This is a genomic window from Rhizobium sp. 01N48 (genome assembly GCF_056399145.1).
The window spans coordinates 28,967-54,475 of record NZ_JBFTQT010000007.1; the positions used below are offsets into that span (position 1 = coordinate 28,967).

A 25,509-nucleotide genomic window follows, 5' to 3' on the forward strand; every position below is an offset into this window, starting at 1 on the left:
GAGCGGTATCATCACGACAATTGCAAGCAGGCCTCCGATAAAGAGACCGCCCAAGAGAGCTGACTTCGCCATGATACCCCGCTGGCTTCGTTCTTAGTGGTTCAAGTCATCGCTAATAAAGCTGACGACCACCTGAACGTCGTGGTTGCGGGAGGCGATCTCCAAATCTCAGCTTGTCTCTTTTCCGAGCAACCCGCAGCACATGATCGCGATCAGCGCGGCGACGATGAAAAAGTCGAACAGCGAGAAATATTCAGCTATGACTGACATGGTCTTCTCCTCCTTATTCCTCCGGTTGCAATATTATCACAATCTCATGAACGTTTCCATGGATTGTTCTTGAGTCATTGAGGGATTGGGTTCGCCGTCCGAAATCTTGCTGCAGTCGCTAAGGAAGCCTTGAAAGCCGGTTCCCCTGCGATTAAGACACGGGTGAGCAATAAGCGCTTTTCATTGGGCGAGAGGACACTATGAATTTCGAGACGGCACGCGCCAACATGGTCGACAACCAGATCCGCACCACGGATGTCACCTCTCATTCCGTTCAGGCCGCTTTCCTTGCCGTGCCGCGTGAGGCTTTCGTCCCGGAAAAGTCCAAGGCGATCTCCTACATCGACACCGACGTCGAAATCTGTCCGGCCGCAGCCGGCAAGCCGGCGCGTTTCCTGATGCAGCCGTCGCCGCTCGCCAAGCTGCTGCAGCTTGCAGCCGTGACCAAGGATGACGTCGTTCTCGATGTCGGCTGCGGCACGGGTTATGTTTCTGCACTGTTCTCCAAGCTCGCCGGTTCGGTCGTCGCTCTCGAAGAAGACGAAGCGCTTGCCGCTGAAGCAACGGCAAACCTTGCCGATTATGCCAACGTCTCCGTCGTAACGGGATCGCTTGAAGCCGGCAGCGCCAAGGGCGCGCCCTACGACCTGATCTTCGTCAACGGCGCGGTGGAGGAAGTTCCGGCTTCGCTGTTCTCGCAGCTGCGTGAAGGCGGTCGCCTTGTCACCATCAAGGGATATGGCGGCTCGGCGCGCGCGACGGTGTTCGTCAGCGAGCGCGGCGCGGTCTCCGAAAACGTCTTCTTCAACGCTTCCGTCAAGCCGCTGCCGGGTTTCGCCAAGGCACGCGAATTCGTGTTCTAAGCGACACGCGACATGGGTTGTTTACGATGCGGGCGCCACTGGCGCCCGTTTCTGTTTCAGGCGAACCGTCGAAGCAGTCATTGACCTTTGAGAAAACTGTGCAAAGCGGCAGTCATTTGATTCGCGATGATTTTTTTCCCCGATCGGCTATCCTACAGTCTGGGTGATTCGGATGCCGACACCTCGCAATCCGGTCGTTGTTTGAGAATAACGGGGATAGATATGGCTCAGCCAAGCGTAGCGCGTGAACCGTCCATGGAAGAAATCCTGGCGTCGATCCGCCAGATCATCGAAAGCAATGAGCCGGGCGCGGGCAGGGCACTCTCCGCATCGCTGCCGCCTGTTTACGGTGATGATGAAGACGACCACGGCTCCGACATTCATCTGACTGTTGATCAGGCCTATGCCGGCGTGGAATTCCCCGATCCCGCACCGCAGCAGACCGATCCGCGCTTCGTAGCCGCCAATTCCGCAGGCTCGGCGCCCGCGCAGGAAGCACCGCGCGCCGCCATGTCGCTCGCCGATGTCGCCGCCCGCGTTCGCGCCGCCTCCGAGCGCAACACGCTGCAGCCGCAGCGCGAACCGCCCCTCGAGTTCCGCCAGCAGCCGGCGCCTGTCGCACCGGCTCCCGTCATGGAAGCGCAGCCGCAGCAGGCAGTCGAGGAGCATTCGGTGATCCACCACGCCGCCCCGGCGCCTCAGCATGCGCCCGAGCCCGTGCCTGTCGAAGAGCCAGCCGCAGTGGCGTTCGAGATGCCGCCTCAGCAGCCGGTCGCAGAGTTTGAAACCGCTCGGCCCGCTGCAGCGCCGGTTCAGGAGCAGGTTGCCATCGCTCCGCCCATGGCCGCCTCGCCAATGGCTGCAGCACAGCCGCTCTACGCCGAGCCGGTCTCCGCGCCGCTCTCGGATCGCCTTCTGCCGAGCCTGATGGAAGAGACCCAGCAGTCGCTGCTGTCGCAGGATGCCGGCCTGCAGATCGCCCGCTCCTTCGAGGAACTGGCCGCCGCCATCGATGGCGCCGAGCGCCGCTCGCTGGACGAGATCGCCGAAGACATGCTGCGCCCGATGCTGCGCGACTGGCTCGACGACAACCTGCCGACCCTGGTCGAGCGCCTCGTGCGCGAAGAGATCGAGCGCGTGGCGCGCGGCCCGCGCCGCTGATCGGATCCGTCGCTTTTTACAAAGAGCCGCTCCGGTCACCGGGGCGGCTTTTTTATTGACTTGCTGGCGGGCATCCTATTTACAACCCGCATCCAGAAAACCTCCAGATTTGGTCCAAAAATGCTCGAAAAGACCTACGATTCCGCAGCCGTTGAACCGAAGATCGCCGCGAAATGGGACGAGGCGGACGCTTTCCGCGCGGGCGCCAACGCCAAGCCGGGCGCTGAAAGCTTCACCATCGTGATCCCGCCGCCGAATGTGACGGGTTCGCTGCACATGGGCCATGCGCTGAACAACACGCTGCAGGACATCATGGTCCGCTTCGAGCGCATGCGCGGCAAGGACGTGCTGTGGCAGCCGGGCATGGACCATGCCGGCATCGCCACGCAGATGGTCGTCGAGCGCAAGCTGATGGAACAGCAGCTTCCGGGCCGCCGCGACATGGGCCGCGAAGCCTTCATCGAAAAGGTCTGGGAGTGGAAGAACGAGTCGGGCGGCCTGATCTTCAATCAGCTGAAGCGCCTCGGCGCCTCCTGTGATTGGTCGCGCGAGCGCTTCACCATGGACGAGGGTCTCTCGGAGGCCGTCCTCGAAGTCTTCGTCAGCCTCTACAAGGAAGGCCTGATCTACAAGGACAAGCGTCTCGTCAACTGGGACCCGAAGCTGCTGACCGCGATTTCGGACATGGAAGTCGAGCAGCTGGAGGTCAAGGGCAATCTCTGGCACTTCCGCTATCCGCTGGAAGCGGGCGTCACCTATCAGTACCCGATCGCTTTCGACGAGGAAGGCAAGCCGACGGAATTCGAGACGCGCGACTACATCGTCGTCGCAACGACCCGTCCGGAAACGATGCTCGGCGATACCGGCATCGCGGTTAATCCTGAAGACGAGCGCTACAAGTCGATCGTCGGCAAGCATGTCATCCTGCCGATCGTCGGCCGCAAGATCCCGATCGTCGCGGATGATTACGCCGATCCGACCGCCGGCACCGGCGCCGTCAAGATTACGCCTGCGCACGACTTCAACGACTTCGAGGTCGGCAAACGCGCTGGTTTGCGCGCCATCAACGTCATGGACATCGATGCCTCGATCTCGATCAAGGAGAACGAGGACTTCCTCGAAGGTCTCGATCATCCGGCAGCACTCCATGGTGCCTGGGACCGCTTGGAAGGCCAGGATCGTTTCACCGCCCGCAAGATTATCGTCGAGATTTTCGAAGAGGCAGGCCTGCTCGACAAGATCGAGCCGCACAAGCATGTGGTCCCGCACGGTGACCGCGGCGGCGTGCCGATCGAGCCGCGCCTGACCGACCAATGGTGGGTGGACAACAAGACGCTGGCCCAGCCGGCGATCGCGTCCGTCCGCGAAGGCCGCACCAATTTCGTGCCGAAGAACTGGGAAAACACCTATTTCCAGTGGATGGAAAACATCCAGCCTTGGTGCATCTCTCGTCAGCTGTGGTGGGGTCACCAGATTCCTGCCTGGTACGGTCCCGATGGCCAGGTCTTCGTCGAGAAGACCGAGGAAGAGGCCCTGCAGGCCGCCATCCAGCACTACATCGCTCATGAAGGACCCTGGAAGGCTTGGGTCGAGGAAAAGCTCGAGAATTTCCAGCCGGGCGAAATTCTGACGCGCGACGAAGACGTGCTCGACACCTGGTTCTCGTCCGCTCTGTGGCCGTTCTCGACCCTCGGCTGGCCGGAAAAGACGCCCGAGCTTGCGCGCTACTACCCGACCAACGTTCTGGTCACCGGTTTCGATATCATCCCGTTCTGGGTTGTTCGCATGATGCAGATGGGTCTGCACTTCATGAAGGACGAGGACGGCGTTCCGGTCGAGCCGTTCCACACGGTCTACATCCACGCGCTGGTTCGCGACAAGAACGGCCAGAAGATGTCGAAGTCGAAGGGCAACGTCATCGACCCGCTGGAACTCATCGATGAGTACGGCGCCGACGCGCTGCGCTTCACGCTGGCGATCATGGCGGCCCAGGGTCGCGACGTGAAGCTCGATCCGGCCCGCATCGCCGGCTACCGCAACTTCGGCACCAAGCTTTGGAATGCGACGCGCTTCGCCGAGATGAACGGCGTCGTCAACGACCCGCATTTCATTCCTGAGGCAGCCGAGCTCACGGTCAACCGCTGGATCCTGACGGAACTGTCCCGCACCGAACGCGATCTTACCGAGGCGATCGAAGCCTATCGCTTCAACGATGCCGCCGGCGTGCTCTATCGCTTCGTCTGGAACCAGGTCTGCGATTGGTATCTCGAACTGCTGAAGCCGATCTTCGGCGGCACGGACGAGGGCGCCAAGAAGGAGGCGCAGTCCTGCGTCGCCTACGTTCTGGAAGAGATCTACAAGCTGCTGCATCCCTTCATGCCCTTTATGACCGAAGAGCTTTGGGCGCATACGGCAGGCGAGGGCCGCGAGCGTGGTGGCCTGGTCTGCCACGCCGAATGGCCGTCGCCGTCCTATGCCGACGACGCGGCAGCCGACGAGATCAACTGGCTGATCGACCTCGTCTCCGATATCCGCTCGGTTCGCTCCGAAATGAACGTACCGCCGTCGGCCGTAGCCCCGCTCGTCTTCGTTAACGCCAACAGCCTGACGCGTGACCGCCTGTCGCGCCACGATGCGGCGATCAAGCGCCTCGCGCGTGTCGACGGCATTTCGCTGGCCGAGCAGGCGCCGAAGGGTGCTGCCCAGATCGTGGCCGGCGAAGCGACGGTCTGCCTGCCGCTCGGCGCGCTGATCGATCTCGGCGCCGAGAAGGCCCGCCTCGAAAAGGCGATCGCCAAGACCGAGGCCGAAATGGCAAGGATCAACGGCAAGCTCTCCAACGAGAAGTTCGTCGCCAACGCCAACCCGGAGGTCGTGGCAGCCGAACGGGAGCGTCTGGAAGAGCTGACGGTCCAGCTTGCGAGCCTCAAGATCGCGCTCTCGCGTGTAGACGAAGCCTCGTAAAATCAACTTTCAATAGTATTTCATTCCAAGGCGCCCGATGAAGAATCGGGCGCCTTTTTTCGAAAAATTAACCGTAATCAGGCCCTACGCCGCCACAACTTGGTCGGAGCGGCACCATTTTTCAGCTTTTCCATGAAGTTTTTCCTAAAAATCGAACTGTTGTCAGAAGGTAACATAACTGTGCTCGTATAGAACGATCACTCTATCGGGTGATCGATTCCAAGATTTTTTGAGATATTTTTTCTAAGATGGGGAAATTTTGACGTGCCCGTCAATTTTTTACGTAAAGCATCCATTAGCTCACTTTTCAATCGCGCCCGGTCACGAAGTTGCCATTTTAACCTCTCGCCGTCACAGTCCCCCCATCGCAATTGCCTCAGTGGGGGAGACACCTTGGCATCTCGTAAGGTTCTGGCGGCAGCCCTGCCGCTTGTTATGATTTCGACGCTTACCCAGCCTGCCTTCGCGGGAGGTCTGGATCGTGGCGGCTATAATATTGATCAGTTGTTCGATGCATCGCAGTTCTCCGTCCAGTCGGGCGTGATCTATGTCATGCCGCAGCGCAAGCTGAAGAACGTGCAGGATGTTCCGACGAGTGGCGGCAACCTCAATTCGCGCCCTAACTATGCCGATGACACGACCAATTACGCCGTCCCTTATGTCGGCTTGAAGGGTGGCGTCGGCGATGTCGATTGCTTGCTGGATTACTCCGAGCCTTTCGGTGCGCATACAAACCCGGGCGTAAACTGGGCTGGTGCAAACAACAATATCGAGACGAAGGTTGAGAGCCACAACTACGGTGCGACCTGTTCCTATAAGTTCGATGTTGGACCCGGTCAGCTGCGCGTGATCGGCGGTGTCTCCTATCAAGAGATCGAAGGTTTTCAGGAAAAGCTGGTTTCGTTGATTCCGGCTCCGGCATCTGCGCTTTACAGCGGCGTGGGGCGCCTCGACATTTCCGATGAGAGCTGGGGGTGGCGCGCAGGCGTAGCCTACGAGATCCCGGAATATGCGCTGCGGGCCAGCCTCGTGTACAATAGTCGCGTCAAATACGACAATCTGACCGGCACCGTGGACCTGACGCAGGTACCGAGAACGCCTGGCAACCCTGCCAACATTTACCTTCAGGGCGTAACGCCTGTATCCGGTTCCGCTGAGGCGCCTGACTCGCTTGAGTTGAAGCTCCAGAGCGGTATCGCACCGGATTGGCTGGCTTTCGGTTCGGTGAAGTGGACGAACTGGAGCGTTCTTCAGTCCATCCCGTTCTGCCCGACAAACGGTCTTCCATGTCCGAAGGGTGGATTGACCTCGCTCGACCTAGGCTATCGTGATGGCTGGACGGTTAGCGGCGGCATCGGCCACAAGTTCAACGACCAGTGGAGCGGCGCGGTCAGCGTCACCTGGGATCGCGGCACCAGCGATGGTTACGGCTCCCAGACCGATAGCTGGCTGCTCGGCGTCGGCGCGGCCTACAGCCCAACCGAAAACATCGAATGGCGCCTTGCGGGTTCAGTCGGCATCCTCACCAGCGGTGAATCAGGAACCTTCACGCGTGACGGCGTGACTTACGGCGACGATGTCACGTATTCCTTCGGCAACGATCTCGTGGCGGCCATCTCCACCAGCATCAAGGTCAAGTTCTGACCAGCCAAGATCAGTGCAAGTGAAAGCCCGGCAAACTGTCGGGCTTTTCTTTGTCTGGGCGCCATTAAGCATGCTCTCGTCACGTGTCATTTTGTGACGATTCAGCAACAGTTTTTTTTGAGTGTTGGCGTATGATGGGCTCCATCACGAATTGTCCATTTCCCGCCACAAACTAGGCGCAGCGGTAATCTCGGGCGAGGGAATGACAGGCATAGGGTGCGCGTAAAAGAGTAAGATGGGTCGTTTTTCGGTGAGTGTGAAAAAGACGGACATGAGGTGTAGCGCAGTTGCCGCCGCTTTGCTTGTTTCGCCTGTTTCACAGGGTGTTTCAGCCGGAACGCGCCGTTCGATCGCAGCCTTCTCAAGCCTTTCAGTTTCCTCACGTTCGACGGTGTTGCCGCTTTCCGAACTGGCTTTCGGTAACGACGTCTCGCGTTTTGTCACAATTGGTGACTACGACATTTCTGAAGGCGAAATGCCGCTCCGCGGGCTCGCCGAAATGAGGTTGAAGGCATCGCCATCAGTTCGCGCCGGGAAGCGGGCGGATGCGGCCGGTGCGAAGAAAATGATGGCTCTCTTTGGAGAGCAAAAGGCTGGATGCGACGCGGGCAAGCGGGTCTTGGAACCCACCGCGGGATCGCTCGCCGAAGGGACTTTATCTGCGGGCCGAACGGGCGGGATGTTCGAGATGGCGCGTATGGGTGGAAACGAAAGAAATCGAGTGAAATGCTGACGTTCGAGTTCAGACCTTTCAGATTGATGCTTATGGGGCTCTCCGTCGCCTGCTGCGCGGCGATGAGTTGTCCGGCAAGCGCGTTCGACATCAAGTCGGGCGTCAACAAGGAATCCGGTCCTTTCGATCTCTTCAAGTTCGGTTTCAAGGCCTATAAGAACGGCCAGAAGGAAGAGGCTGTCGAAGCCTACAAATACGCCGCCGAAAAGGGCCACACTGGCTCGCGCTGGGCGCTTGCCAACATGTATGCCGATGGCGACGGTGTCGCGCAGGATGATTTCGAAGCCTTCAAGATCTATAGCGAGATCGCCCAGCAGGGCGTCGAGCCCGGTTCCGAGGATACTGGCTTTTTCGTCAACGCGTTGCTGTCGCTCGCCGGCTATTACAAGCACGGCATTCCGGGCAGCCCCGTGAAGACCGATCTCACCCAGGCGCGGCAGATCTACTTCCAGGTCGCCTCCACCTTCGGCGTTCCCGAAGCGCAATTCCAGCTGGCGCAGATGATGCTTGCCGGCGATGGCGGCGCCACCAGCACGCAGCAGGCCAAGAAATGGCTGAACCAGGCCCGCAAGGCCGGTCACCCTGGCGCCATGTCCGTCTTCGGCAATATCCTGTTCCAGGAAGGTCAGTCCGCCAACGGCTTGGCGCTGATGACGGCGGCGCTCGATCGCTGCAAGCCGAAGGATTGCAACTGGATGGAATCGCTGCAGGAGCAGGCCTTCTCGGTTGCCAGCGAAAGCGACCGCCGCAACGCCATCGCCCTCTCTCACAAGATCGCCAGCAGCAACACCGACTGAGCGATGTAAGACCGGATCGCCGAGATCCGGCCTCGATTTGTGCCGCCTAGCCCTTAGGCCGCGAAATCGAAATAGGCGACCACAGGCACGTGGTCGGAAGGCTTCTCCCACGCACGCACATGTTTTTCGATCGCCGTCGAGGTCATCCGGTCGGCGGCCTCGGGCGACAGCATCAGATGATCGATGCGAATGCCGTTGTTCTTCGGCCATGCGCCGGCCTGATAATCCCAGAACGTATAGGCGGGCACCGCATCCGTCGTCGCGCGTACCGCATCGGTCAGCCCCAGGCTCTCAAACCTGCGAAACGCCTCCCGCGTCTGCGGTAGGAACAGCGCGTCGTTCTCCCACACCTTGGGGTCGAAGCAATCATGCGGCTCGGGGATGACGTTGTAGTCGCCAGCAAGTATCAGGATTTCCTCGTAAGCCAGCCGCTCGGCCGCGAATGTGCGCAGCCGCTCCATCCATGCGAGCTTGTAGCTGTACTTCTCGGTGTCGACGGGATTGCCGTTCGGCAGATAGAGGCAGCAGACGCGGGCAACGCGATTGCCGGGAATGGAGAACACCGCCTCCAGAAAACGCGCCTGCTCGTCCAGCGGATCGCCCGGCAGGCCGCGTGTCACTTCGTCCGGCTTGGTCTTGGAAAGAATGGCAACGCCGTTGAAGCCCTTCTGCCCATGCGTTTCCACATGATAGCCGAGAGCCTCGATCTCCAGCCGCGGAAAGCCTTCGTCGACCGACTTGATCTCCTGCAGGCAGGCGATATCGGGGTTCGAATCCTTCAGCCACTGCGTGAGATTGTCGATACGCGCCTTGACGCCGTTGATGTTCCAGGTCGCGATCTTCATTCTTTTGTCCCGTTCCGCTTTGACGTCTTCTTCTAGCGTGGTCTTGAGACAAGCGACAAGACGTTAAACCGGCCGGAAGACAATCTTCGGCCGGTTCGGTGTGGATAGCGGAAGAGGGTGGTCAGATCGAGAAGCTGGTGCCGCAGCCGCAGCTGGCAACCGCGTTCGGGTTCTTGATCTGGAAGGACTGGCCAAGCAGGTTGTCGACGAAATCGATCTCAGAGCCCGCCATGTAGATCAGCGACATGCTGTCGATCAGCACCTTCGCGTCGTTCTTCTCGACGACCACGTCGTCGTCCTGGATCCCATCCGTCAGGTCGAACTTGTAGGAGAAACCCGAGCAGCCGCCGCCTTCGACGGAAACGCGCAGCGCGCTCTTGCCGGGGTCGCTGCCGACGATGGTGGCGATTCGCTTCGCAGCCGCGTCGGAAAGGGTTACACTTGCTTCGGTCATGTCTGCTCCTGCCGGGGTCAAGATCCGGAGAGAATAGTGGTCCAGCCATCAATATAAACGGCTGTTTTTCAATGCTATCGCGCCTTATATCATGAAAGCGCGGCCCGCGGCAAAGTGGGCGATAAGTCGTCTCTTTGCCGTTTATGCTCTCTATAGGTATGAAGAGCATATGGCGGCGTCAATGGGCGTGAGCCGGGACATGGCGAGTGACGGTGAAGAATGACGATCGACAGACGTGCATTAGGCTTCGGTAACAGCGACAGGGCAATCTACGCGGCTGACCCGTGGACGACGCGTGGGCGGCTCTATCCCGAGAATTCCAGCCCGACCCGCTCGGACTTCCAGCGCGACCGCGACCGCATCGTCCACACGACAGCCTTCCGGCGCCTCAAGCACAAGACCCAGGTCTTCATCGCACAGGATGGCGATCACTATCGCACGCGGCTCACGCATACGATCGAGGTCGCCCAGATCGCCCGCGCGCTCGCAAGGGCGCTGAAGCTCGACGAGGATCTGGCGGAAGGCGTCGCCCTTGTGCACGACTTCGGCCACACGCCCTTCGGCCACACCGGCGAGGACGCGCTGCACGAGGTGCTGCTGCCCTATGGCGGCTTCGACCACAATGCCCAGTCGCTGCGCATCGTCACCAAGCTCGAGCGCCGTTACGCCGATTTCGACGGCATTAACCTGACGTGGGAGAGCCTGGAAGGCCTGGTCAAGCACAACGGCCCGCTGCTCACCAAGGAGGGAACCGGCACGCGCGGCCCGGTGCCGCAGCCGATCCTCGATTACTGCGAGATCCACGATCTCCAGCTCGACACCTTCGCCAGCCTCGAGGCGCAGGTTGCCGCGATCGCTGACGATATCGCATACAACACCCACGATATCGATGACGGCCTGCGCTCGGGCTATCTCACCTTCGACATGCTGGAGGATATTCCGTTCCTGGCAGGCCTGATGGCCGAGGTGAGGGAGCGCTACCCCACGCTGGAGCCGAGCCGCTTCACCCACGAAATCATGCGCCGCCAGATCACCCGTATGGTCGAGGACGTGATTTCGGTTGCGCAGGAACGTCTGGCCGAGATCCGCCCCGAAAGCGCCGACGACGTCAGGCACGCCAGCCGCGTGATCGCGACGTTCTCCGAGGGGATGGCCGAGACGGATAGGCAGATCAAGGCGATGCTCTTCAAGCGCATCTACCGCCATCCCGACATCATGCGCATCAGATCAGGCGCCGCGCAGATCGTCACCGACCTGTTTTCGGCCTACATGGCCAACCCCAAGGAGATGCAGAGCCACTATTGGGTGGATCACATCGCGGGGCTGGCCGAGGCGCCGAAGGCGCGCCATGTTGGCGATTATCTCGCCGGCATGACCGATACCTACGCCATCAGCGCCCACAGGCGATTGTTTGACCAGACTCCCGATTTGCGCTAGGCAGCGGTCGCTCGGCAAAGGCCGGGCGGATGCCGTGTGGCACAGCCTATGCATGGAAGAGTGCGATGAACCTTTTTACCGATTTCGAAGCCAGGATTAAAACCGCCCTTGAACAGATCGATCTGGTCAAGGAAAAGCGATCCGAGCTGGATTTCGGACGCATTGCCGTCGAGCCGCCGCGTGATGCGAGCCACGGCGATGTCGCGACCAATGCGGCGATGGTGCTTGCCAAGCCGCTCGGCACCAATCCGCGCGCGCTGGCCGAAATCATCACCGAAAAGTTGAAGGAAGACCCGGATGTCGCCGAAGTATCGGTCGCGGGCCCTGGCTTCATCAACGTCAAGATTGCCGTCGGCTACTGGCAGCGCCTGCTGGCTTCGATGATCACTGCTGGCACCGACTACGGTCGCTCGACGATGGGTGAGGGCCGCAAGGTCAACGTCGAATACGTCTCGGCCAACCCGACCGGCCCGATGCACGTCGGCCATTGCCGTGGCGCCGTCGTCGGCGACGCGCTGGCCAACCTGTTGTCCTTCGCCGGCTTCGACGTCACCAAGGAATACTACATCAACGATGCCGGCTCGCAGATCGACGTCTTGGCGCGCTCCGTCTTCCTGCGCTACCGCGAGGCGCTCGGCGAAAAGATCGGCGAGATTCCGGCTGGCCTCTATCCGGGCGATTATCTCGTGCCGGTTGGCGAAGCGCTGGCGCGTGATTACGGCGTCAAGCTGCACAACATGCCCGAGGATCAGTGGATGCCACTGGTCAAGGATCTCACCATCGATGCGATGATGGTGATGATCCGCGAGGATCTGGAGGCGTTGAACGTCCATCACGACGTGTTCTTCTCCGAGCGCACGCTGCACGCCAATGGCGCTGCCGCCATCCGCACGGCCATCAACGACCTGACCTTCAAGGGCCACGTCTACAAGGGCACGCTGCCGCCGCCGAAGGGCCAGCTGCCGGAAGATTGGGAAGATCGCGAACAGACGCTGTTCCGCTCGACCGAGGTCGGCGACGACATGGACCGTCCGCTGATCAAGTCCGACGGCTCCTACACCTATTTCGCCGCCGACGTGGCCTACTTCAAGAACAAGTTCGATCGCGGCTTCAGCGAGATGATCTACGTGCTCGGCGCCGACCATGGCGGCTACGTCAAGCGCCTGGAGGCGGTCGCGCGTGGCGTGTCGGAAGGCAAGGCCAAGCTTACCGTTCTGCTGTGCCAGCTGGTCAAGCTGTTCCGCGATGGCGAACCGGTGAAGATGTCGAAGCGCTCGGGCGACTTCGTGACGCTGCGCGATGTGGTCGAGGAAGTCGGTCGCGATTCGGTGCGCTTCATGATGCTGTATAGAAAGAGCTCGGAGCCGTTGGACTTCGATTTCGCCAAAGTAACGGAACAGTCGAAAGACAATCCGGTCTTTTACGTACAGTACGCGCACGCCCGTTGCATGTCTGTCTTCAGGCAGGCGAAAGAGGCGTTTCCGGATCTCGACGTGTCGCCTGAGATTCTCGCCAAAGCCGTGTCCGGAATCTCGGATCCTGCGGAATTACAATTGGTTGCGAAGGTTGCCGAGTTCCCTCGGCTGGTCGAGGCGGCGGCTCAATCGCAAGAGCCGCATCGTGTCGTATTCTACCTCTATGATCTTGCCAGTTCTTTCCATGCTCATTGGAATAAGGGCAAGGATCAGGTAGACTTACGATTTATTAACGATAAGAGCCGAGAGTCTAGTATTACCAGACTAGGGCTGGTGTACGCCGTTGCGTCCGTTTTGAAGTCGGGTCTTGCCATCGCAGGAACGGCTGCGCCGGAAGAGATGCGGTAGCGTCACCATTTACCCACAATGCGCTGGCACGAAACCTTTGCATTTGCGAGTGGATGAGTATGGCAGATAAACAGCGGGCGTATGACACGCGTAACGATGCGAACCTCTTTGCTGACGACGATCCCCTTGCGGAGCTTGCGCGTATCGTCGGTTTTGAGCCCCGTGTAGCGGCAAACACCGTCGAAGCGGCGCCAAGGCAGGAGCCTGCCTTCAATCTCGAAGACGAACTGCTGCGCGAGTTCGAGCGTTACGACGCTCCGACCGCGCCTGCAGTCGTCTCTCATCCGATCGAGACGGCTTACGCTCAGCCTGAGCCCGTAGTCTATGCCGAGCCGGAGCCCGTCACTTATGACGAGCCCGAGCCGCACTACGAGCCCGCACAGCACTACGAGCCTGCGCAGCACTACGAGCCTGCGCCGCGCTACGAAGCCGAGCCGGTTCATTACGAGGCGCCGGTTGTCTCGGAACGGGTCGAAGACGAGGCTCTGCCTGTCGTCGAGCAGTCGTCTGTCATCGAGCAACCCGATGCCCGCGCGATCCTCTCGTCCGTCGATTGGGCGGCCAGCGTCTCGCGTCCCGCCGAGCCTGTCTCCGGCGGCGCCCGCGATCTGATCGAGGAGCTTGAGCTTTCGATCAGCGCCGCGCCGACGCCGGTTCAGCCTGCCAAGGCCCCTCAGTGGTCGGCCGCAAGCATCCGCTTGCCGATCGCCAACTTCCATACGGCTCGCCGCGAAGAGTCGGCCGCAACGCCTGTTGCTGCCCCAGCACCTGTCGTCGAGCCGGTAGCTGTCGCGCCGCGCTTCGAAGCGCCGGCCGCCGCAAGCTTCCCCGCTGAAATCGACCGTCATGAGCCGTCGTTCGTCGTCGAGCAGCCCGTCGCTGAGCCGATCGTCGAACATGTCGTCGACCACAGCGCCTTCGATCTGGCCGCTGCCGCCAAGGATGGCGACGTCAAGGCCGATGCCGCACTGACGGAAGCCGTCACCGAAGTCGACGATATCGCCTTCGATATCGATGACCTCCTGGCCGATGTTTCGCAGTATCCGGTTACCGCTCGCGAAGCTGCGCCCGTGGAAGCCCAGCCGGTCGCCCCGGTCGTCCAAGCGCCGATCCCTGCACCGGCCTATGTGCCCGAGCCGCCCGTCGCCGTCGCTCCTGTAGCGGCAGCGCCCGTAGCGCCTCGCTATGCACCCGAGCCGCAGCCGGTCGCCGCCAAGGCCGCACCTGACGCGGAAGACCCGTTCGCCGGCCATGACTTCGAGCTGGATCTCGAAGGCATCGAGCTTGAACTCGCCGACCTCGATTTCGTCGAGCCCGTCGTGGCCGAGGAAATCGAACGGCCGAAGCCCCAGCCTGTAACAGCACCGGTGGCCTACCAGCCGGCAGTCCGCCAGCCGGAGCCTGCCGCGCAGCCGGCACCCGCACCGTATCAGCCATCCGCCCCGGCACAGGCTTATCAGGCACCGGCCTACCAGGCGCCCGCCTATCAGGCAGCCGCACCGGTCTACCGTTCGCCTGAGCCCGCAGCGCCGTCCTACCGCGCGCCGGCACCTGCCGTCGATACCACGGAAGAGCTGCCCTTCGATCCGTCGATGATCTCCGATGCGGAGTATCAGATGGAAGCGGTCGAGATGCATGTCCCGACGCTGCCGCCGGTCGAAAAGCACGAACCCGTTCCCGCGATGTCGGATTTCGATTTCGACGTCGATTCGGAAATCGCCAACCTTCTGACGCCAGCCAAGCCGGTCGAAGCGCCGGCAAAGCCGGCTCAGGACATCCGTGCCCGCGCCCAGGCTTCTGTCGCCGCCGTGGCATCCGTTGCACGGCCGCAGCCGTCGCAGCCGCAGGCCCAGAGCTTCGATGAATTCGAACGCGCGCTGGAGGAGGATTTCCGCCGCAGCGTCAACGAGCCCGTACAGCAGCGTCGCGAGACGGTGTCCGAAGTTCAGATCCAGTCGGCGAGCGACGCCGAGGATATGAGCCGCGCCCGCTCGATGAAGCGCATGCTGGCGGCAGCCGCTGCCATTGTCATCTTCGGCGGCGTCGCTTATGCCGGCTATTCCTTCCTGGCGCGCGACGGCGGCCTCGGTATCGCCAGCGGCGAACCGCGCGTCATCGTGGCAGACAAGGACCCGGTCAAGGTCGTTCCGGAAAACCCGGGTGGCAAGACCGTTCCGAACCAGGACAAGGCTGTCTACGACAGCGTTGGTGGTGCTGCCACCGAAGCCCCGAAGCAGAAGTCGCTGGTCTCGAGCGACGAGCAGCCGGTTGATGTCGTTCAGCGCACGCTGACGCCGGAAACGCTGCCTGAAGACAACGACGCGCCGATGCCATCCATGGCAACGCCCGTCGGCGACACCGAGGATCCGCGCCTGCTTCCGAACGACAGCGCCACCGATACGGCAGTAGCCGCTCCGTCGGATGCCGATCGTTCGCCGTCGGTCTCGGCCCGCAAGGTCCGCACCATGATCGTCAAGCCGGATGGCACGCTGGTCGCCCGCGACGAGCCGGCGCCGGAGCCTGCTGCATCCTCGCTGCCGAAGCCCACCTCGGTGCAGACGCAGAAGATCGCGCCATCGTCGGCTCCGACGATCGAACAGCTGGCCTCCGCCGACATTCGCTCGACGCCGGTCGAAGGCGCGACGCCGACCGCAAAGCAGACTTCCGAGAACGTGCTTGCCAAGGCCGCGGCGGCAACGCCTGACAGCGTCAACCCGCCGGTCCGTGCCGTAACCAGCACCAAGACCGACACCGCGCCGACCCCGGCATCGCGTCCGGGTGCTTCTGCCCTCGCACCCGCGACGGCCGCACCGGCACCAGCCGCCCAGGCACCGAAGGAAGTCGCGGCGGTTCCGCCGGCAGCGGCACAGGCCCAGCCGACCACGGCCGCTCCTGGCAGCTACGGCGTCCAGATCGCATCGCTGCCGTCTGAAGCTGAAGCCAAGAAGTCCTATGCAAGCCTGTCGAAGAAGTTCGGCGGCGTGCTGGCTGGCATGCCTTACGAAATCCGCAAGGCCGACATCGCAGGCAAGGGCACCTACTACCGCCTGCGCATCACTGCCGGTTCCAAGGACGAAGCGGCCGCGATCTGCGAAAAGTATCGCGCGGCTGGTGGCTCCTGCCTGATTTCGAAGTAAGGCTCGAAAACGGAATGATCGAAGAGCGGCGGGGCCCACCCGCCGCTCTTTTCGTTTGTGGAGCTCCCTTTGTGCCCTTCTTTTTTGTGAATGGCAGTTGACGCTGCTCGCATTTCGCCAAGGCGTGTCTATGATTCGGGTATGACCGAATCAAAAGCGATGATCCTTGGCTGTAGCGGCCTTTCCCTGACGCCCGAAGAGAAGGCCTTCTACGCGGGCGAGCGCCCCTGGGGCTTCATCCTGTTCGGCCGCAATATTTCCGAACCGCAGCAGATAACGGACCTCGTGGCCGAGATGCGCGAAAGCGTCGGCTGGCACGCGCCAGTACTGATCGATCAGGAGGGCGGTCGCGTCCAGCGCATTCGCCCGCCGATCCTGCCGCACTATCCCTCCGGCCAGCAGCTCGGCGACCTCTATCGAGAGAACCCGGAAAAGGGCAAGCGCGCAGCCTGGCTGATGTCGCGCCTGCACGCCTTTGACCTTTCGAAATTCGGCATCAACGTCGATTGTCTGCCCGTGCTGGACGTTCCCGTTGAAGGCAGCAGCAACGTCATCGGCAACCGTGCTTATGGCATGGACCCGAAGACGGTGACCGACATGGGCATCGCCGCCTCCGAGGGCCTGAAGGCCGGTGGCGTTCTCTCGGTCATGAAGCACATGCCCGGCCACGGCCGCGGCTTTGCCGATTCCCATCACGAGCTTCCGGTCGTCCGCGTCTCGCGCGAAGAACTCGAAGCCCACGATTTCCCGCCATTCATCGCCATGAAGGACGAATTGATGGCGATGACCTGCCATCTCGTTTTCACCGCGATCGACCCCGATAATCCGGCCACCACCTCGCGCAAGGTCATCGACGGCATCATCCGCGAACACATCGGCTTCAAAGGCCTGTTGCTTTCCGATGATAGTTCGATGAACGCGCTGAGCGGCACGCTTGGCGAGCGCGCGGCGAATATCATTGCGGGCGGGTGCGATATCGTGCTGCATTGCAATGGTCATATGGATGAGATGCTTGAGGTCGTCGCCAACGTGCCGCTGCTGCAAGGTGGAGCGCTCGAACGTGCCAAGCGCGTGGAGCAGGGGTTCCCGACGGCCGATGGCGCCGACGAGGCCGCGATCCGCGCCGAATTCGATGCGATGTTTGCGACGGTCTGATCGCGAAAGGAACGAGACGACGTGACGACGACGACAAAGGCTCAGGAGCGCCCACAGACATCGGCAACGCCGATGGACAAGCTGTGGCAGGATGGCGGCGCCGACCGCGCCTCGACCGATCCGGCGCTGTTGATCGATGTCGCCGGCTTCGAAGGCCCGCTCGACCTGTTGCTGCATCTCGCCCGCACGCAGAAGGTCGACCTGTCCCGCATTTCAGTGCTGGCGCTCGCCGAGCAATATCTGCTGTTCATCGACAGCGCCCGCCGCATCCGCATTGAGCTTGCAGCCGACTATTTGGTCATGGCGGCATGGCTCGCCTACCTGAAGTCGCGCCTGCTCATTCCGCAGCAGGTCAAGGACGACGGCCCGTCCGGTGAAGAGATGGCGGCGTCGCTGGCGTTTCGCCTGAAGCGCCTGGAAGCGATGCGCGAGGCAGCCGGTGGCCTCGTGAACCGCAATCGCCTCGGCCGCGACGTGCTTGCCCGTGGCGCGCCGGAGCACATCCCCGATCGGCACCAATCCGCCTACGACGCCAGCCTTTACGATCTGCTGACCGCTTATGCCTCGCTGCGCCAGCGCCAGGCGGTGACGCAGGTCACGATCGCGCGCCGCACCGTCTGGTCGCTCACCGAAGCGCGTGAGTTGCTGACCCGCCTGATCGGCGAGATCGGCGATTGGACGGCGCTCGAGCAGCATATCCTGACCTACATGGTCTCGCCCGAGGACCGGGTGACGGCGATCGCCAGCGCCTTTGCCGCGTCGCTCGAGCTCGCGCGTGAAGGCAAGATCGAAATCCGCCAGGAAGGCGTCTTCGAGCCGATCTACATGCGGCGCGGGCCAAATCATGCGACACTGCAGGTCGTCGAACAGGAGCTGCCGGCTTGAGCGATCTGGAAGACACCGATCTGGAAAATGGCGACAACGAACCCGACAACGACGGCACCGGGGATGAGACCGTCCACGACGAGAGCGAGGCCGCGCGCATAGCCGAGGCTTTGGTCTTCGCCTCCGCCCAGCCCGTGTCGGAAGCCTTCATCAGCGACCGCCTTCCTAAAGCATTCGACGTGCGCGCCATCATGCTGCGGCTGCAGGAGGAATACGCCCATCGCGGCGTCAATCTGGTGAGGGTTGATGATGCCTGGGCGTTCCGCACCGCCGCCGACCTCTCCTTCGTCATCCGCCGCGATGAAAACGAGGTGCGCAAGCTCTCGCGCGCCGCACTCGAGGTTCTCGCCATCATCGCCTATCACCAGCCGGTGACGCGCGCCGAGATCGAGGATATCCGAGGCGTGCAGACCTCGCGCGGCACGCTCGATGTGCTGATGGAAGCGGGTTGGGTGCGCTTTCGCGGCCGCCGCCGCACGCCGGGGCGTCCGGTAACGCTCGGCACCACCCGTGACTTCCTCGATCACTTCGGGCTGGAAGAACTGCGCGACCTGCCGGGTATCGAGGAGTTGAAGGGGGCAGGGCTGCTCTCCGGCCGCATTCCGGCCAATTTCAATATTCCGTCGCCGTCGATGAACGACGAGCTGACCGAAGACGAAGACCCCATCACGCAGATGGATCTTGAGGAACTCGGCCTTCTGGCGCCCGGCGGCGCGTCCGAGGAATAGCCGGCTCCGTGTCTTTGTTTCGCCACGCCGAGCGAAAACAATTGTCTTCACGACTTTTCGACCGGGGACTATCTTGTCACGATGGTCGATACCGTGACATTAAGCGTCTATCTACGGGGAATTAGATGTTGGATTTGATGTTGGGTATTCTTACATCAATAGGGCATCACAACAGGAGTTAGCGTAATGGGTTCTTTTAGCATGTGGCACTGGCTGATCGTTCTGGTCATCGTGCTGTTGCTCTTCGGTCGCGGCAAGATTCCGGAACTGATGGGCGATGTTGCCAAGGGCATCAAGAGCTTCAAGAAGGGCATGAACGACGAGGACGCGCCCGAAGCTTCGAGCACGACCACCGCAGGCAAGACCGTCGATCACAAGGCCGACGAAACGAAGTAACCACGTCCGGGCAGCGCCGCCCCCGCGTTTCCCGTTCAGGAGCCTTGAATGTTCGATATTGGCTGGACCGAGCTGCTTGTCATCGCGGTCGTATTGATTGTCGTGGTGGGTCCCAAGGATCTGCCCCCGATGCTTCGTGCTTTTGGCAAGATGACGCAGCGCGCCCGCAAGGTCGCCGGCGAATTCCGCGCCCAGTTCGACGAGGCGCTGCGCGAAGCCGATATGGACGACGTGCGCCAGACGCTGAGCGACGCGCAGAAGCTCAATCCCGTCAACACGCTGCGCGAGGCAATGAACCCGCTTCGCCAGATGGGCAACGAGATCAAGGCCGATCTCCAGCGCTCGACAACGGTCGATAGCAAGACGGAAGCGCCGCTCGGCCTGATGCCGGCGCCTGAAGTCGCACCGACCGAGACGCCCGCAGTCATGCCGGCGCCGACGCCGGTGCCTGCAGCATCGGCTTCCGTGCCTGAGGCTGCAGCGGCAAAGCCCGCCCGCAAGCCCCGCGCCAAGGCCGCCGACAAGGCGGACGCTGTAGCCGCTGTTGCGGTGACGCCGGCCGAAAAGCCGAAGCGTGCTGCTGCCAAGCCAGCTGCCATCAAGGCGGCGCCGGCTCCGGCGCCTGCAAGGGCTGCGCCAGCCAAGGCTGCTCCCGCAAAGAAGACGGCCGCCGCCAAGCCGGCAGCTGTCGCCACGGCCGCGCCGAAGAAGCCGGCAGCGAAGAAAAAGAAAGATGAAGCATGAGCGGTGATATCGAAGACAAGCCGCAGCCGTTGATCGAGCACCTGATGGAGCTGCGCACGCGGCTCATGTGGTCGATCGGCGCCTTCTTCGCTGCCTTCATCGTCTGCTTCATTTTCGCCAAGCATCTCTTCAATGCGCTGGTCTTCCCCTACAAATGGGCCGTCCAGTGGGCGCATCTCGATGTCTCCAAGGCGCAGCTGATCTATACCGCGCCGCAGGAATTCTTCTTCACGCAGGTGAAGGTGGCCATGTTCGGCGGTCTCGTGATTGCCTTCCCGATCATCGCCGCCCAGATCTACAAGTTCGTGGCGCCCGGCCTCTACAAGAACGAGCGCTCGGCCTTCCTGCCGTTCCTGATCGCCTCTCCGATCCTCTTCCTGATGGGCGCGGCACTCGTCTATTTCTTTTTCACGCCGATGGTCATGTGGTTCTTCCTGACCATGCAGCAGGCGCCGGGCGAGGGCGATGTCGCCATCTCGCTCCTGCCGAAGGTCTCTGAATATCTCAGCCTCATCATGACGCTGGTCTTCTCCTTCGGCTTGGTCTTCCAGCTCCCCGTCATCACCACGCTGCTCGCTCGCGTCGGCCTGCTGACCTCGGACTGGCTGCGCGAAAAGCGCAAGTTCGCGATCGTCATGGCCTTCATCGTCGCAGCGGTGCTGACTCCGCCCGATCCGATGTCCCAGATCGGCCTTGCGCTGCCGACCATCATTCTCTACGAGATTGCCATCTACGCGGCGCGACTCGTGGAACGCCAGCGTGCTCGCGATGCGGCCACCGAGGCTGAAGGGTCCCAGGACGTTGCCAAGACGGACAACGTCTAGCGTCACCGCAATTCCTCGATGAGCGCTTTCTAATATCCGGTCGAGGCCCGGTCAGGCTTTGGCCGGGTCATCCTTTTTGTAACGACCTGGAACGACGATGCTCGATATCAAATGGATCCGTGAGAATCCCGAAGCCCTCGACGCGGCACTTGCCAAGCGTGGTGCCGAGCCCCTGTCCGAAAGCCTGATCGCGCTGGACGAAAAGCGCCGCACGGCCGTTCAGAAGGTCCAAGACATGCTGTCCCGCCGCAACGCCGCCTCCAAGGAGATCGGTGCTGCCATGGCGCAGAAGAATACCGAGCTGGCCGAAAAGCTGAAGGCCGAGGTCGCCGACCTCAAGGTCCTGCTGCCGGCCGCCGAAGAAGACGACCGCGCCTTCTCCGAAGAGCTGAACGACGCCCTCTCGCGCATCCCCAACGTTCCCCATGACGACGTCCCAGTCGGCAAGGACGAGGCCGACAACGTCGTGACGCGTGTCACCGGCGAGAAGCCGCGTTGGAACCATACGCCGAAGGAGCACTACGAAATCGGCGAAGCGCTCGGCTACATGGATTTCGAAACCGCCGCCAAGCTCTCCGGCTCGCGCTTCACCGTCCTGACCGGCCCGCTGGCAAGGCTGGAGCGGGCGCTCGGCCAGTTCATGATCGACCTGCACACCAGCGAGCACGGCTACACCGAAGTGAGCTCGCCGCTGATGGTGCGCGCCGAAGCACTGTTCGGCACCGGCAATCTGCCGAAGTTCGAGGAAGACCTCTTCAAGACGACCGACGGCCGCTACATGATCCCGACCGCCGAGGTCACGCTCACCAACCTCGTGCGCGAGGAAATCCTTGAGCATGACAAGCTGCCGCTGCGCTTCACCGCGCTCACCCCGTCCTTCCGCTCGGAAGCAGGATCGGCCGGCCGCGACACCCGCGGCATGCTGCGCCAGCACCAGTTCTGGAAGTGCGAGCTGGTCTCGGTCACCGACGCCGAAAGCTCGATTGCCGAGCATGAGCGCATGACTGCCTGCGCCGAGGAAGTATTGAAGCGCCTCGGCCTGCATTTCCGCACGCTGACGCTCTGCACCGGCGATATGGGCTTCGGCTCGCGCAAGACCTACGATCTCGAGGTCTGGCTGCCCGGTCAGAACACCTACCGCGAAATCTCGTCCTGCTCGGTCTGCGGCGATTTCCAGGCGCGGCGCATGAACACGCGCTATCGCGGCAAGGAAGACAAGACCAACCGCTTCGTTCACACGCTGAACGGTTCCGGCACCGCCGTCGGCCGCTGCCTGATCGCGGTTCTGGAAAACTATCTGAACGAGGATGGTTCGGTGACCGTCCCCGACGTGCTGGTGCCCTACATGGGCGGCCTGACGAAGATCGAAAAGGCGGCTTGAGACCATGCGCATTCTGCTTACCAACGACGACGGCATTCACGCGGAAGGCCTTGCGGCGCTGGAGCGGATTGCGCGCACACTCTCCGACGATGTCTGGATCGTCGCGCCCGAGACCGACCAGAGCGGTCTCGCCCATTCGCTGAGCCTGTCGGAGCCGCTGCGCTTGCGCAAGATCTCCGACAAGCACTTCGCGTTGCGCGGCACGCCGACCGATTGCGTCATCATGGGCATCAAGCAGGTGATGGAGATTAAGCCCGATCTCGTGCTGTCAGGTGTGAACGCCGGCTCGAACGTCGCTGACGACGTCACCTATTCGGGCACGATCGCCGGCGCCATCGAAGGCACGATGCAGGGCGTACGCTCCTTTGCGTTGAGCCAGGCTTACATTCGCGAAGGCGACCAGCGCATCCTTCCCTGGGAAGTCTGCGAGACACATGCGCCGGCGCTGCTCAACAAGCTGATGTCGGTCGATCTGCCCGAGGGCACCTTCCTCAATCTCAACTTCCCGAACTGCGCGCCTAACGAAGTCGAGGGCACGGAAGTGACCGCGCAGGGCAAGCTCGCCTTCAATCTTGAGGTCGATGCCCGCGCCGATGGTCGCGGCTTCCCCTACTACTGGCTGAAGTTTGGCGAGCGCGCCGGCTCCTTCGTTGAAGGCACCGATGTCAACGCGCTCAAGAATAGCAAGATTTCGGTAACACCTTTGAAACTGGATCTGACCGATTATTCCGTACAGGACCGCGTGGCGCGGGCGCTTTCGGGTACGGAGTAAATCGCATTGGCGGCACGTCTGGTGGAGAAGGAAGAGTTTGCGGCACTCGTCTTGAGGCTGCGGGCCGAAGGCGTGTCCGATCTTGATCTGCTGACGGCGGTCGAGCAGGCGCCGCGCTCGCTCTTCGTGCCGCCGCAGTTCGCCCAACAGGCCTATTCCAGCCGCACCATTCCGATCGAATGCGGCTCCTTCCTCGAGGGCGTCGATTTCGCCGTCCGCGTCCTGCATCACCTGAGGGTGAAGCCCGGCCAGCGTGTGCTGGAAGTCGGCACCGGCAGCGGTTTCATGACGGCTGTCATCGCGCGAATGGCCGAGCGTGTGCTCACCATCGACCGCTACAAGACGTTGACCTCGAACGCCCAGAAGCGTTTCGAGACGCTCGGTATCCGCAACATCATCGTCCGCCAGGCCGATGGCAGCGCCGGCCTGCAGGGCGAGGGCACCTTCGACCGTATCCTTGTTACCGCCGCCTTCGAGAGCATGCCGCGCTTTTATGCCGACCAGCTGGTTTCCGGCGGCTCGATGATCGCGCCGTTGATCATCTCCGAGACCGAATGTCGTCTCGTGCGCCTGACGAAGACTGGCAGCCGCTTCGAGCGCGAGGAGCTATTTAACTCCCCATACCTGCCGATTGTTCCGCGCGTCGCCTCGCAGCTCTGATCGTGTCGTCGCTATGGTTAGCGATTTGTCAAAAAACGCAAGCTGATGTTTCCGCCTTAACCGGTTGGTAATGCTAACGCGCTTTAATCATACCCACAAATGGTTGCGTTATTCAGTGGGTCGAGTGTCATGCGTTTCAGCGTTTCGCCTAAGTTCGGGAAGTCTGCCGGTAATGCCCTGATCGTGGCTCTCCTGGCGAGTGCTGCATCAGGTTGCAGTTCCGATGTGACACGTTTCGGCGGTCTGTTTTCTTCGTCCGGTCAGGACCAGATGACGACAAATTCCATTCCTCGGCGGAGCATGAGCGGCCTTCAGGCTGATCCCGTGCCGCAGGCGGACATGCAGGGCGGCGCGATGCAGCCCAACTATGCCAACAACAATCAGGCGATGAACCAGCCCTATCCGAGCCAGCAGTCGACCTACGGCTCGAGCGCTCGCATGGCATCGGCTCCGGTTTCCGTCCAGCGCTCCGAGCTTGCCGCTCCCGGCGCCGTGTCGCAGGCCCCCATGGCTTCCGGCAACGTATCTGCCGCTCGCGAAAAGCAGGTCGCTCTCGCTCAGCCGTTCCCGGCCGCCAACGCGCCGCAGCATTCCAGCCAGGTCATCGTTCCGCCGAAGCGCAACGCCGACAACATCGTCACGGGCTCGACCCCGAAGGTCTCCGGCTGGTCCTCGACCAACGCTCCCTCGGTCACCATGCGTCCTGGCGAAAGCGTCGCGATCCTCGCCAACCGCTACGGCGTTCCGGAAAAAGAAATCCTGCGCGCCAACGGCCTGAAGAGTGCCGCCGCCGCGAGACCCGGCCAGACCATCCTGATCCCGACCTTCAACGGCGGCAATGCCGCCAAGGCGGCTGCGCAGTCGAACGACCTCGCCAAGGGTGGTCAGGCGCCGCAGCCGGCTCGTGGCCAGGAACAGAACCTCGCGGTCATCCCGAATGGCTCCAACGCCTCGCGTGACAAGTCGATGGCGAGTGCTGACCAGTCCGGCAAGGCGCCCGTCGGCGCCGGCCCGAAGGGCGCTGGCGGCACTTACGTCGTCAAGTCGGGTGACTCGCTTGCCAAGATCGCCAAGGCGACCGGCAACAGCATCGACGACATCAAGGCCGCCAACAACCTCACGGCCGGCTCGATCCGCATCGGTCAGGAACTGAACATCCCGAACGGCAGCGGCTCCGCCGACACCATGAAGACGGCGTCGATCCAGCCGAAGGCGGAGCCCAAGCCCGCCGCACAGCCGGCATCCGCGCCTGAAACGGCCGCAGCCCAGCCCGCGACCTACAAGGCGCCGGTCGCCACCGAAAGCGTCAGCGACGCAGCCAAGAAGGAAGTGGCATCGGCAGCACCTGAAGCCACCGGCATCGGCAAGTATCGCTGGCCGGTCCGTGGTGCCGTGATCGCCGCCTACGGCGCCAACGTCAACGGCAGCCGCAACGACGGTATCGACATCTCGGTTCCGCAGGGCACGGCCATCAAGGCAGCTGAAAACGGCGTCGTCATCTACGCCGGCAACGGCCTGAAGGAACTCGGCAACACGGTCCTCGTTCGCCACGACGACGGTACCGTCACCGTCTACGGCAACGCCGACACGCTGAGCGTGACGCGCGGCCAGAAGATCCAGCGCGGCCAGACGGTCGCGGTGTCAGGCATGAGCGGCAACGTCAAGCAGCCGCAGGTTCACTTCGAAGTCCGCAAGGACGCGACGCCGGTGAACCCGATGACTTTCCTCGAGTAGGTTGGGCCTCGAGTAGGTCAGAAGTTTCCTCGAATAGGTATTGTGTATCGAGGACAATGCAAAAGCCCGGCGGATGCCGGGCTTTTGTCGTTTCAGGCAATT

21 protein-coding genes are annotated in these 25,509 nt (G+C 61.9%); 19 read left to right on the plus strand and 2 right to left on the minus strand.

Annotated features, from left to right (window positions below):
* Positions 1-470 precede the first annotated feature (470 nt).
* The 6 genes from AC1DOG_RS14825 (at position 471) to exoR (ending at position 8,432) form a co-directional block, all read left to right on the plus strand.
* Entirely contained in the window at positions 471-1,133 is a 663-nt protein-coding gene (locus AC1DOG_RS14825) for a protein-L-isoaspartate O-methyltransferase family protein (RefSeq protein WP_289726281.1), read from the plus strand.
* A 222-nt stretch (positions 1,134-1,355) separates the two neighbouring features.
* On the plus strand, positions 1,356-2,294 hold the full coding sequence (locus AC1DOG_RS14830; protein WP_477929019.1) for a PopZ family protein: 939 nt from the start codon (positions 1,356-1,358) through the stop codon (positions 2,292-2,294).
* A 120-nt stretch (positions 2,295-2,414) separates the two neighbouring features.
* The gene (locus AC1DOG_RS14835; RefSeq protein WP_477929021.1) at positions 2,415-5,258 is read left to right on the plus strand and encodes a valine--tRNA ligase; all 2,844 of its coding nucleotides are present in this window, start codon (positions 2,415-2,417) and stop codon (positions 5,256-5,258) included.
* A gap of 393 nt (positions 5,259-5,651) precedes the next feature.
* The gene (locus tag AC1DOG_RS14840) at positions 5,652-6,902 is read left to right on the plus strand and encodes an OmpP1/FadL family transporter (RefSeq protein WP_477929023.1); all 1,251 of its coding nucleotides are present in this window, start codon (positions 5,652-5,654) and stop codon (positions 6,900-6,902) included.
* Positions 6,903-7,137: 235 nt separating this feature from the next.
* The gene (locus AC1DOG_RS14845; RefSeq protein WP_477929025.1) at positions 7,138-7,635 is read left to right on the plus strand and encodes a hypothetical protein; all 498 of its coding nucleotides are present in this window, start codon (positions 7,138-7,140) and stop codon (positions 7,633-7,635) included.
* Positions 7,629-8,432 carry an exopolysaccharide production regulator ExoR gene (gene exoR / locus AC1DOG_RS14850; RefSeq protein WP_018900092.1) on the plus strand — a complete coding sequence of 268 codons (804 nt, stop codon included), beginning with the start codon at positions 7,629-7,631 and terminating at the stop codon, positions 8,430-8,432. The genes AC1DOG_RS14845 and exoR overlap by 7 nt, the downstream gene beginning before the upstream one ends.
* Positions 8,433-8,485: 53 nt before the next feature.
* Here exoR and xth read toward each other — a convergent pair whose 3' ends face one another.
* Entirely contained in the window at positions 8,486-9,277 is a 792-nt protein-coding gene (gene xth, locus AC1DOG_RS14855) for an exodeoxyribonuclease III (RefSeq protein WP_477929027.1), read from the minus strand.
* A 121-nt stretch (positions 9,278-9,398) separates the two neighbouring features.
* Positions 9,399-9,731 carry an iron-sulfur cluster insertion protein ErpA gene (gene erpA / locus AC1DOG_RS14860; RefSeq protein WP_111561376.1) on the minus strand — a complete coding sequence of 111 codons (333 nt, stop codon included), beginning with the start codon at positions 9,729-9,731 and terminating at the stop codon, positions 9,399-9,401.
* Positions 9,732-9,950: 219 nt separating this feature from the next.
* On the opposite strand from erpA, the gene AC1DOG_RS14865 reads away from it, so the two are divergent.
* From AC1DOG_RS14865 to AC1DOG_RS14925, 13 genes are all read left to right on the plus strand, one after another.
* Positions 9,951-11,168, plus strand: a complete 1,218-nt coding sequence (locus AC1DOG_RS14865) for a deoxyguanosinetriphosphate triphosphohydrolase (protein WP_477929029.1) — start codon at positions 9,951-9,953, stop codon at positions 11,166-11,168.
* A 65-nt stretch (positions 11,169-11,233) separates the two neighbouring features.
* A complete protein-coding gene (gene argS, locus AC1DOG_RS14870; RefSeq protein ID WP_477929031.1) occupies positions 11,234-12,991 on the plus strand; it encodes an arginine--tRNA ligase in 1,758 nt (585 codons plus the stop codon).
* 59 nt (positions 12,992-13,050) lie between these two features.
* Positions 13,051-16,128, plus strand: a complete 3,078-nt coding sequence (locus AC1DOG_RS14875) for an SPOR domain-containing protein (protein ID WP_477929033.1) — start codon at positions 13,051-13,053, stop codon at positions 16,126-16,128.
* Between the two features lie 141 nt (positions 16,129-16,269).
* Complete coding sequence (nagZ, locus tag AC1DOG_RS14880; protein ID WP_477929035.1) at positions 16,270-17,283, plus strand: beta-N-acetylhexosaminidase; 1,014 nt, start codon at positions 16,270-16,272, stop codon at positions 17,281-17,283.
* A gap of 72 nt (positions 17,284-17,355) precedes the next feature.
* Positions 17,356-18,168, plus strand: coding sequence for a segregation and condensation protein A (locus AC1DOG_RS14885; protein WP_112979592.1), 813 nt, complete (start codon positions 17,356-17,358; stop codon positions 18,166-18,168).
* Positions 18,169-18,188: 20 nt separating this feature from the next.
* Positions 18,189-18,896: an SMC-Scp complex subunit ScpB gene (gene scpB / locus AC1DOG_RS14890; protein ID WP_477929358.1), complete on the plus strand. Its 708-nt coding sequence runs from the start codon at positions 18,189-18,191 to the stop codon at positions 18,894-18,896.
* A gap of 186 nt (positions 18,897-19,082) precedes the next feature.
* Positions 19,083-19,292, plus strand: a complete 210-nt coding sequence (locus AC1DOG_RS14895) for a twin-arginine translocase TatA/TatE family subunit (protein ID WP_047510174.1) — start codon at positions 19,083-19,085, stop codon at positions 19,290-19,292.
* Between the two features lie 48 nt (positions 19,293-19,340).
* The gene (gene tatB / locus AC1DOG_RS14900) at positions 19,341-20,036 is read left to right on the plus strand and encodes a Sec-independent protein translocase protein TatB (RefSeq protein WP_477929037.1); all 696 of its coding nucleotides are present in this window, start codon (positions 19,341-19,343) and stop codon (positions 20,034-20,036) included.
* Complete coding sequence (gene tatC, locus AC1DOG_RS14905; RefSeq protein ID WP_018900081.1) at positions 20,033-20,860, plus strand: twin-arginine translocase subunit TatC; 828 nt, start codon at positions 20,033-20,035, stop codon at positions 20,858-20,860. Before tatB ends, tatC begins: the two co-directional genes overlap by 4 nt.
* Before the next feature lie 97 nt (positions 20,861-20,957).
* Positions 20,958-22,241 (plus strand): serine--tRNA ligase, encoded by a 1,284-nt coding sequence (serS, locus tag AC1DOG_RS14910; RefSeq protein ID WP_477929040.1) that lies wholly within the window; start codon positions 20,958-20,960, stop codon positions 22,239-22,241.
* Positions 22,242-22,245: 4 nt separating this feature from the next.
* The gene (gene surE / locus AC1DOG_RS14915) at positions 22,246-23,013 is read left to right on the plus strand and encodes a 5'/3'-nucleotidase SurE (RefSeq protein WP_477929042.1); all 768 of its coding nucleotides are present in this window, start codon (positions 22,246-22,248) and stop codon (positions 23,011-23,013) included.
* A 6-nt stretch (positions 23,014-23,019) separates the two neighbouring features.
* Positions 23,020-23,673 carry a protein-L-isoaspartate(D-aspartate) O-methyltransferase gene (locus AC1DOG_RS14920; protein ID WP_113199541.1) on the plus strand — a complete coding sequence of 218 codons (654 nt, stop codon included), beginning with the start codon at positions 23,020-23,022 and terminating at the stop codon, positions 23,671-23,673.
* Positions 23,674-23,802: 129 nt separating this feature from the next.
* A complete protein-coding gene (locus AC1DOG_RS14925; RefSeq protein ID WP_477929044.1) occupies positions 23,803-25,407 on the plus strand; it encodes a peptidoglycan DD-metalloendopeptidase family protein in 1,605 nt (534 codons plus the stop codon).
* Positions 25,408-25,509 lie beyond the last annotated feature (102 nt).

Bases quoted from the DNA above. Each gene is read 5' to 3' on its own strand.
- AC1DOG_RS14845 (WP_477929025.1), top strand. From the start codon at position 7,138: ATGGGTCGTTTTTCGGTGAGTGTGAAAAAGACGGACATGAGGTGTAGC.
- serS (WP_477929040.1), top strand. From the start codon at position 20,958: ATGCTCGATATCAAATGGATCCGTGAGAATCCCGAAGCCCTCGACGCG.
- xth (WP_477929027.1), bottom strand. From the start codon at position 9,277: ATGAAGATCGCGACCTGGAACATCAACGGCGTCAAGGCGCGTATCGAC.
- exoR (WP_018900092.1), top strand. From the start codon at position 7,629: ATGCTGACGTTCGAGTTCAGACCTTTCAGATTGATGCTTATGGGGCTC.
- surE (WP_477929042.1), top strand. From the start codon at position 22,246: ATGCGCATTCTGCTTACCAACGACGACGGCATTCACGCGGAAGGCCTT.
- tatB (WP_477929037.1), top strand. From the start codon at position 19,341: ATGTTCGATATTGGCTGGACCGAGCTGCTTGTCATCGCGGTCGTATTG.
- AC1DOG_RS14835 (WP_477929021.1), top strand. From the start codon at position 2,415: ATGCTCGAAAAGACCTACGATTCCGCAGCCGTTGAACCGAAGATCGCC.
- AC1DOG_RS14830 (WP_477929019.1), top strand. From the start codon at position 1,356: ATGGCTCAGCCAAGCGTAGCGCGTGAACCGTCCATGGAAGAAATCCTG.
- argS (WP_477929031.1), top strand. From the start codon at position 11,234: ATGAACCTTTTTACCGATTTCGAAGCCAGGATTAAAACCGCCCTTGAA.
- AC1DOG_RS14865 (WP_477929029.1), top strand. From the start codon at position 9,951: ATGACGATCGACAGACGTGCATTAGGCTTCGGTAACAGCGACAGGGCA.
- AC1DOG_RS14825 (WP_289726281.1), top strand. From the start codon at position 471: ATGAATTTCGAGACGGCACGCGCCAACATGGTCGACAACCAGATCCGC.
- AC1DOG_RS14875 (WP_477929033.1), top strand. From the start codon at position 13,051: ATGGCAGATAAACAGCGGGCGTATGACACGCGTAACGATGCGAACCTC.
- tatC (WP_018900081.1), top strand. From the start codon at position 20,033: ATGAGCGGTGATATCGAAGACAAGCCGCAGCCGTTGATCGAGCACCTG.
- erpA (WP_111561376.1), bottom strand. From the start codon at position 9,731: ATGACCGAAGCAAGTGTAACCCTTTCCGACGCGGCTGCGAAGCGAATC.
- nagZ (WP_477929035.1), top strand. From the start codon at position 16,270: ATGACCGAATCAAAAGCGATGATCCTTGGCTGTAGCGGCCTTTCCCTG.
- AC1DOG_RS14925 (WP_477929044.1), top strand. From the start codon at position 23,803: ATGCGTTTCAGCGTTTCGCCTAAGTTCGGGAAGTCTGCCGGTAATGCC.
- AC1DOG_RS14895 (WP_047510174.1), top strand. From the start codon at position 19,083: ATGGGTTCTTTTAGCATGTGGCACTGGCTGATCGTTCTGGTCATCGTG.
- AC1DOG_RS14885 (WP_112979592.1), top strand. From the start codon at position 17,356: ATGGACAAGCTGTGGCAGGATGGCGGCGCCGACCGCGCCTCGACCGAT.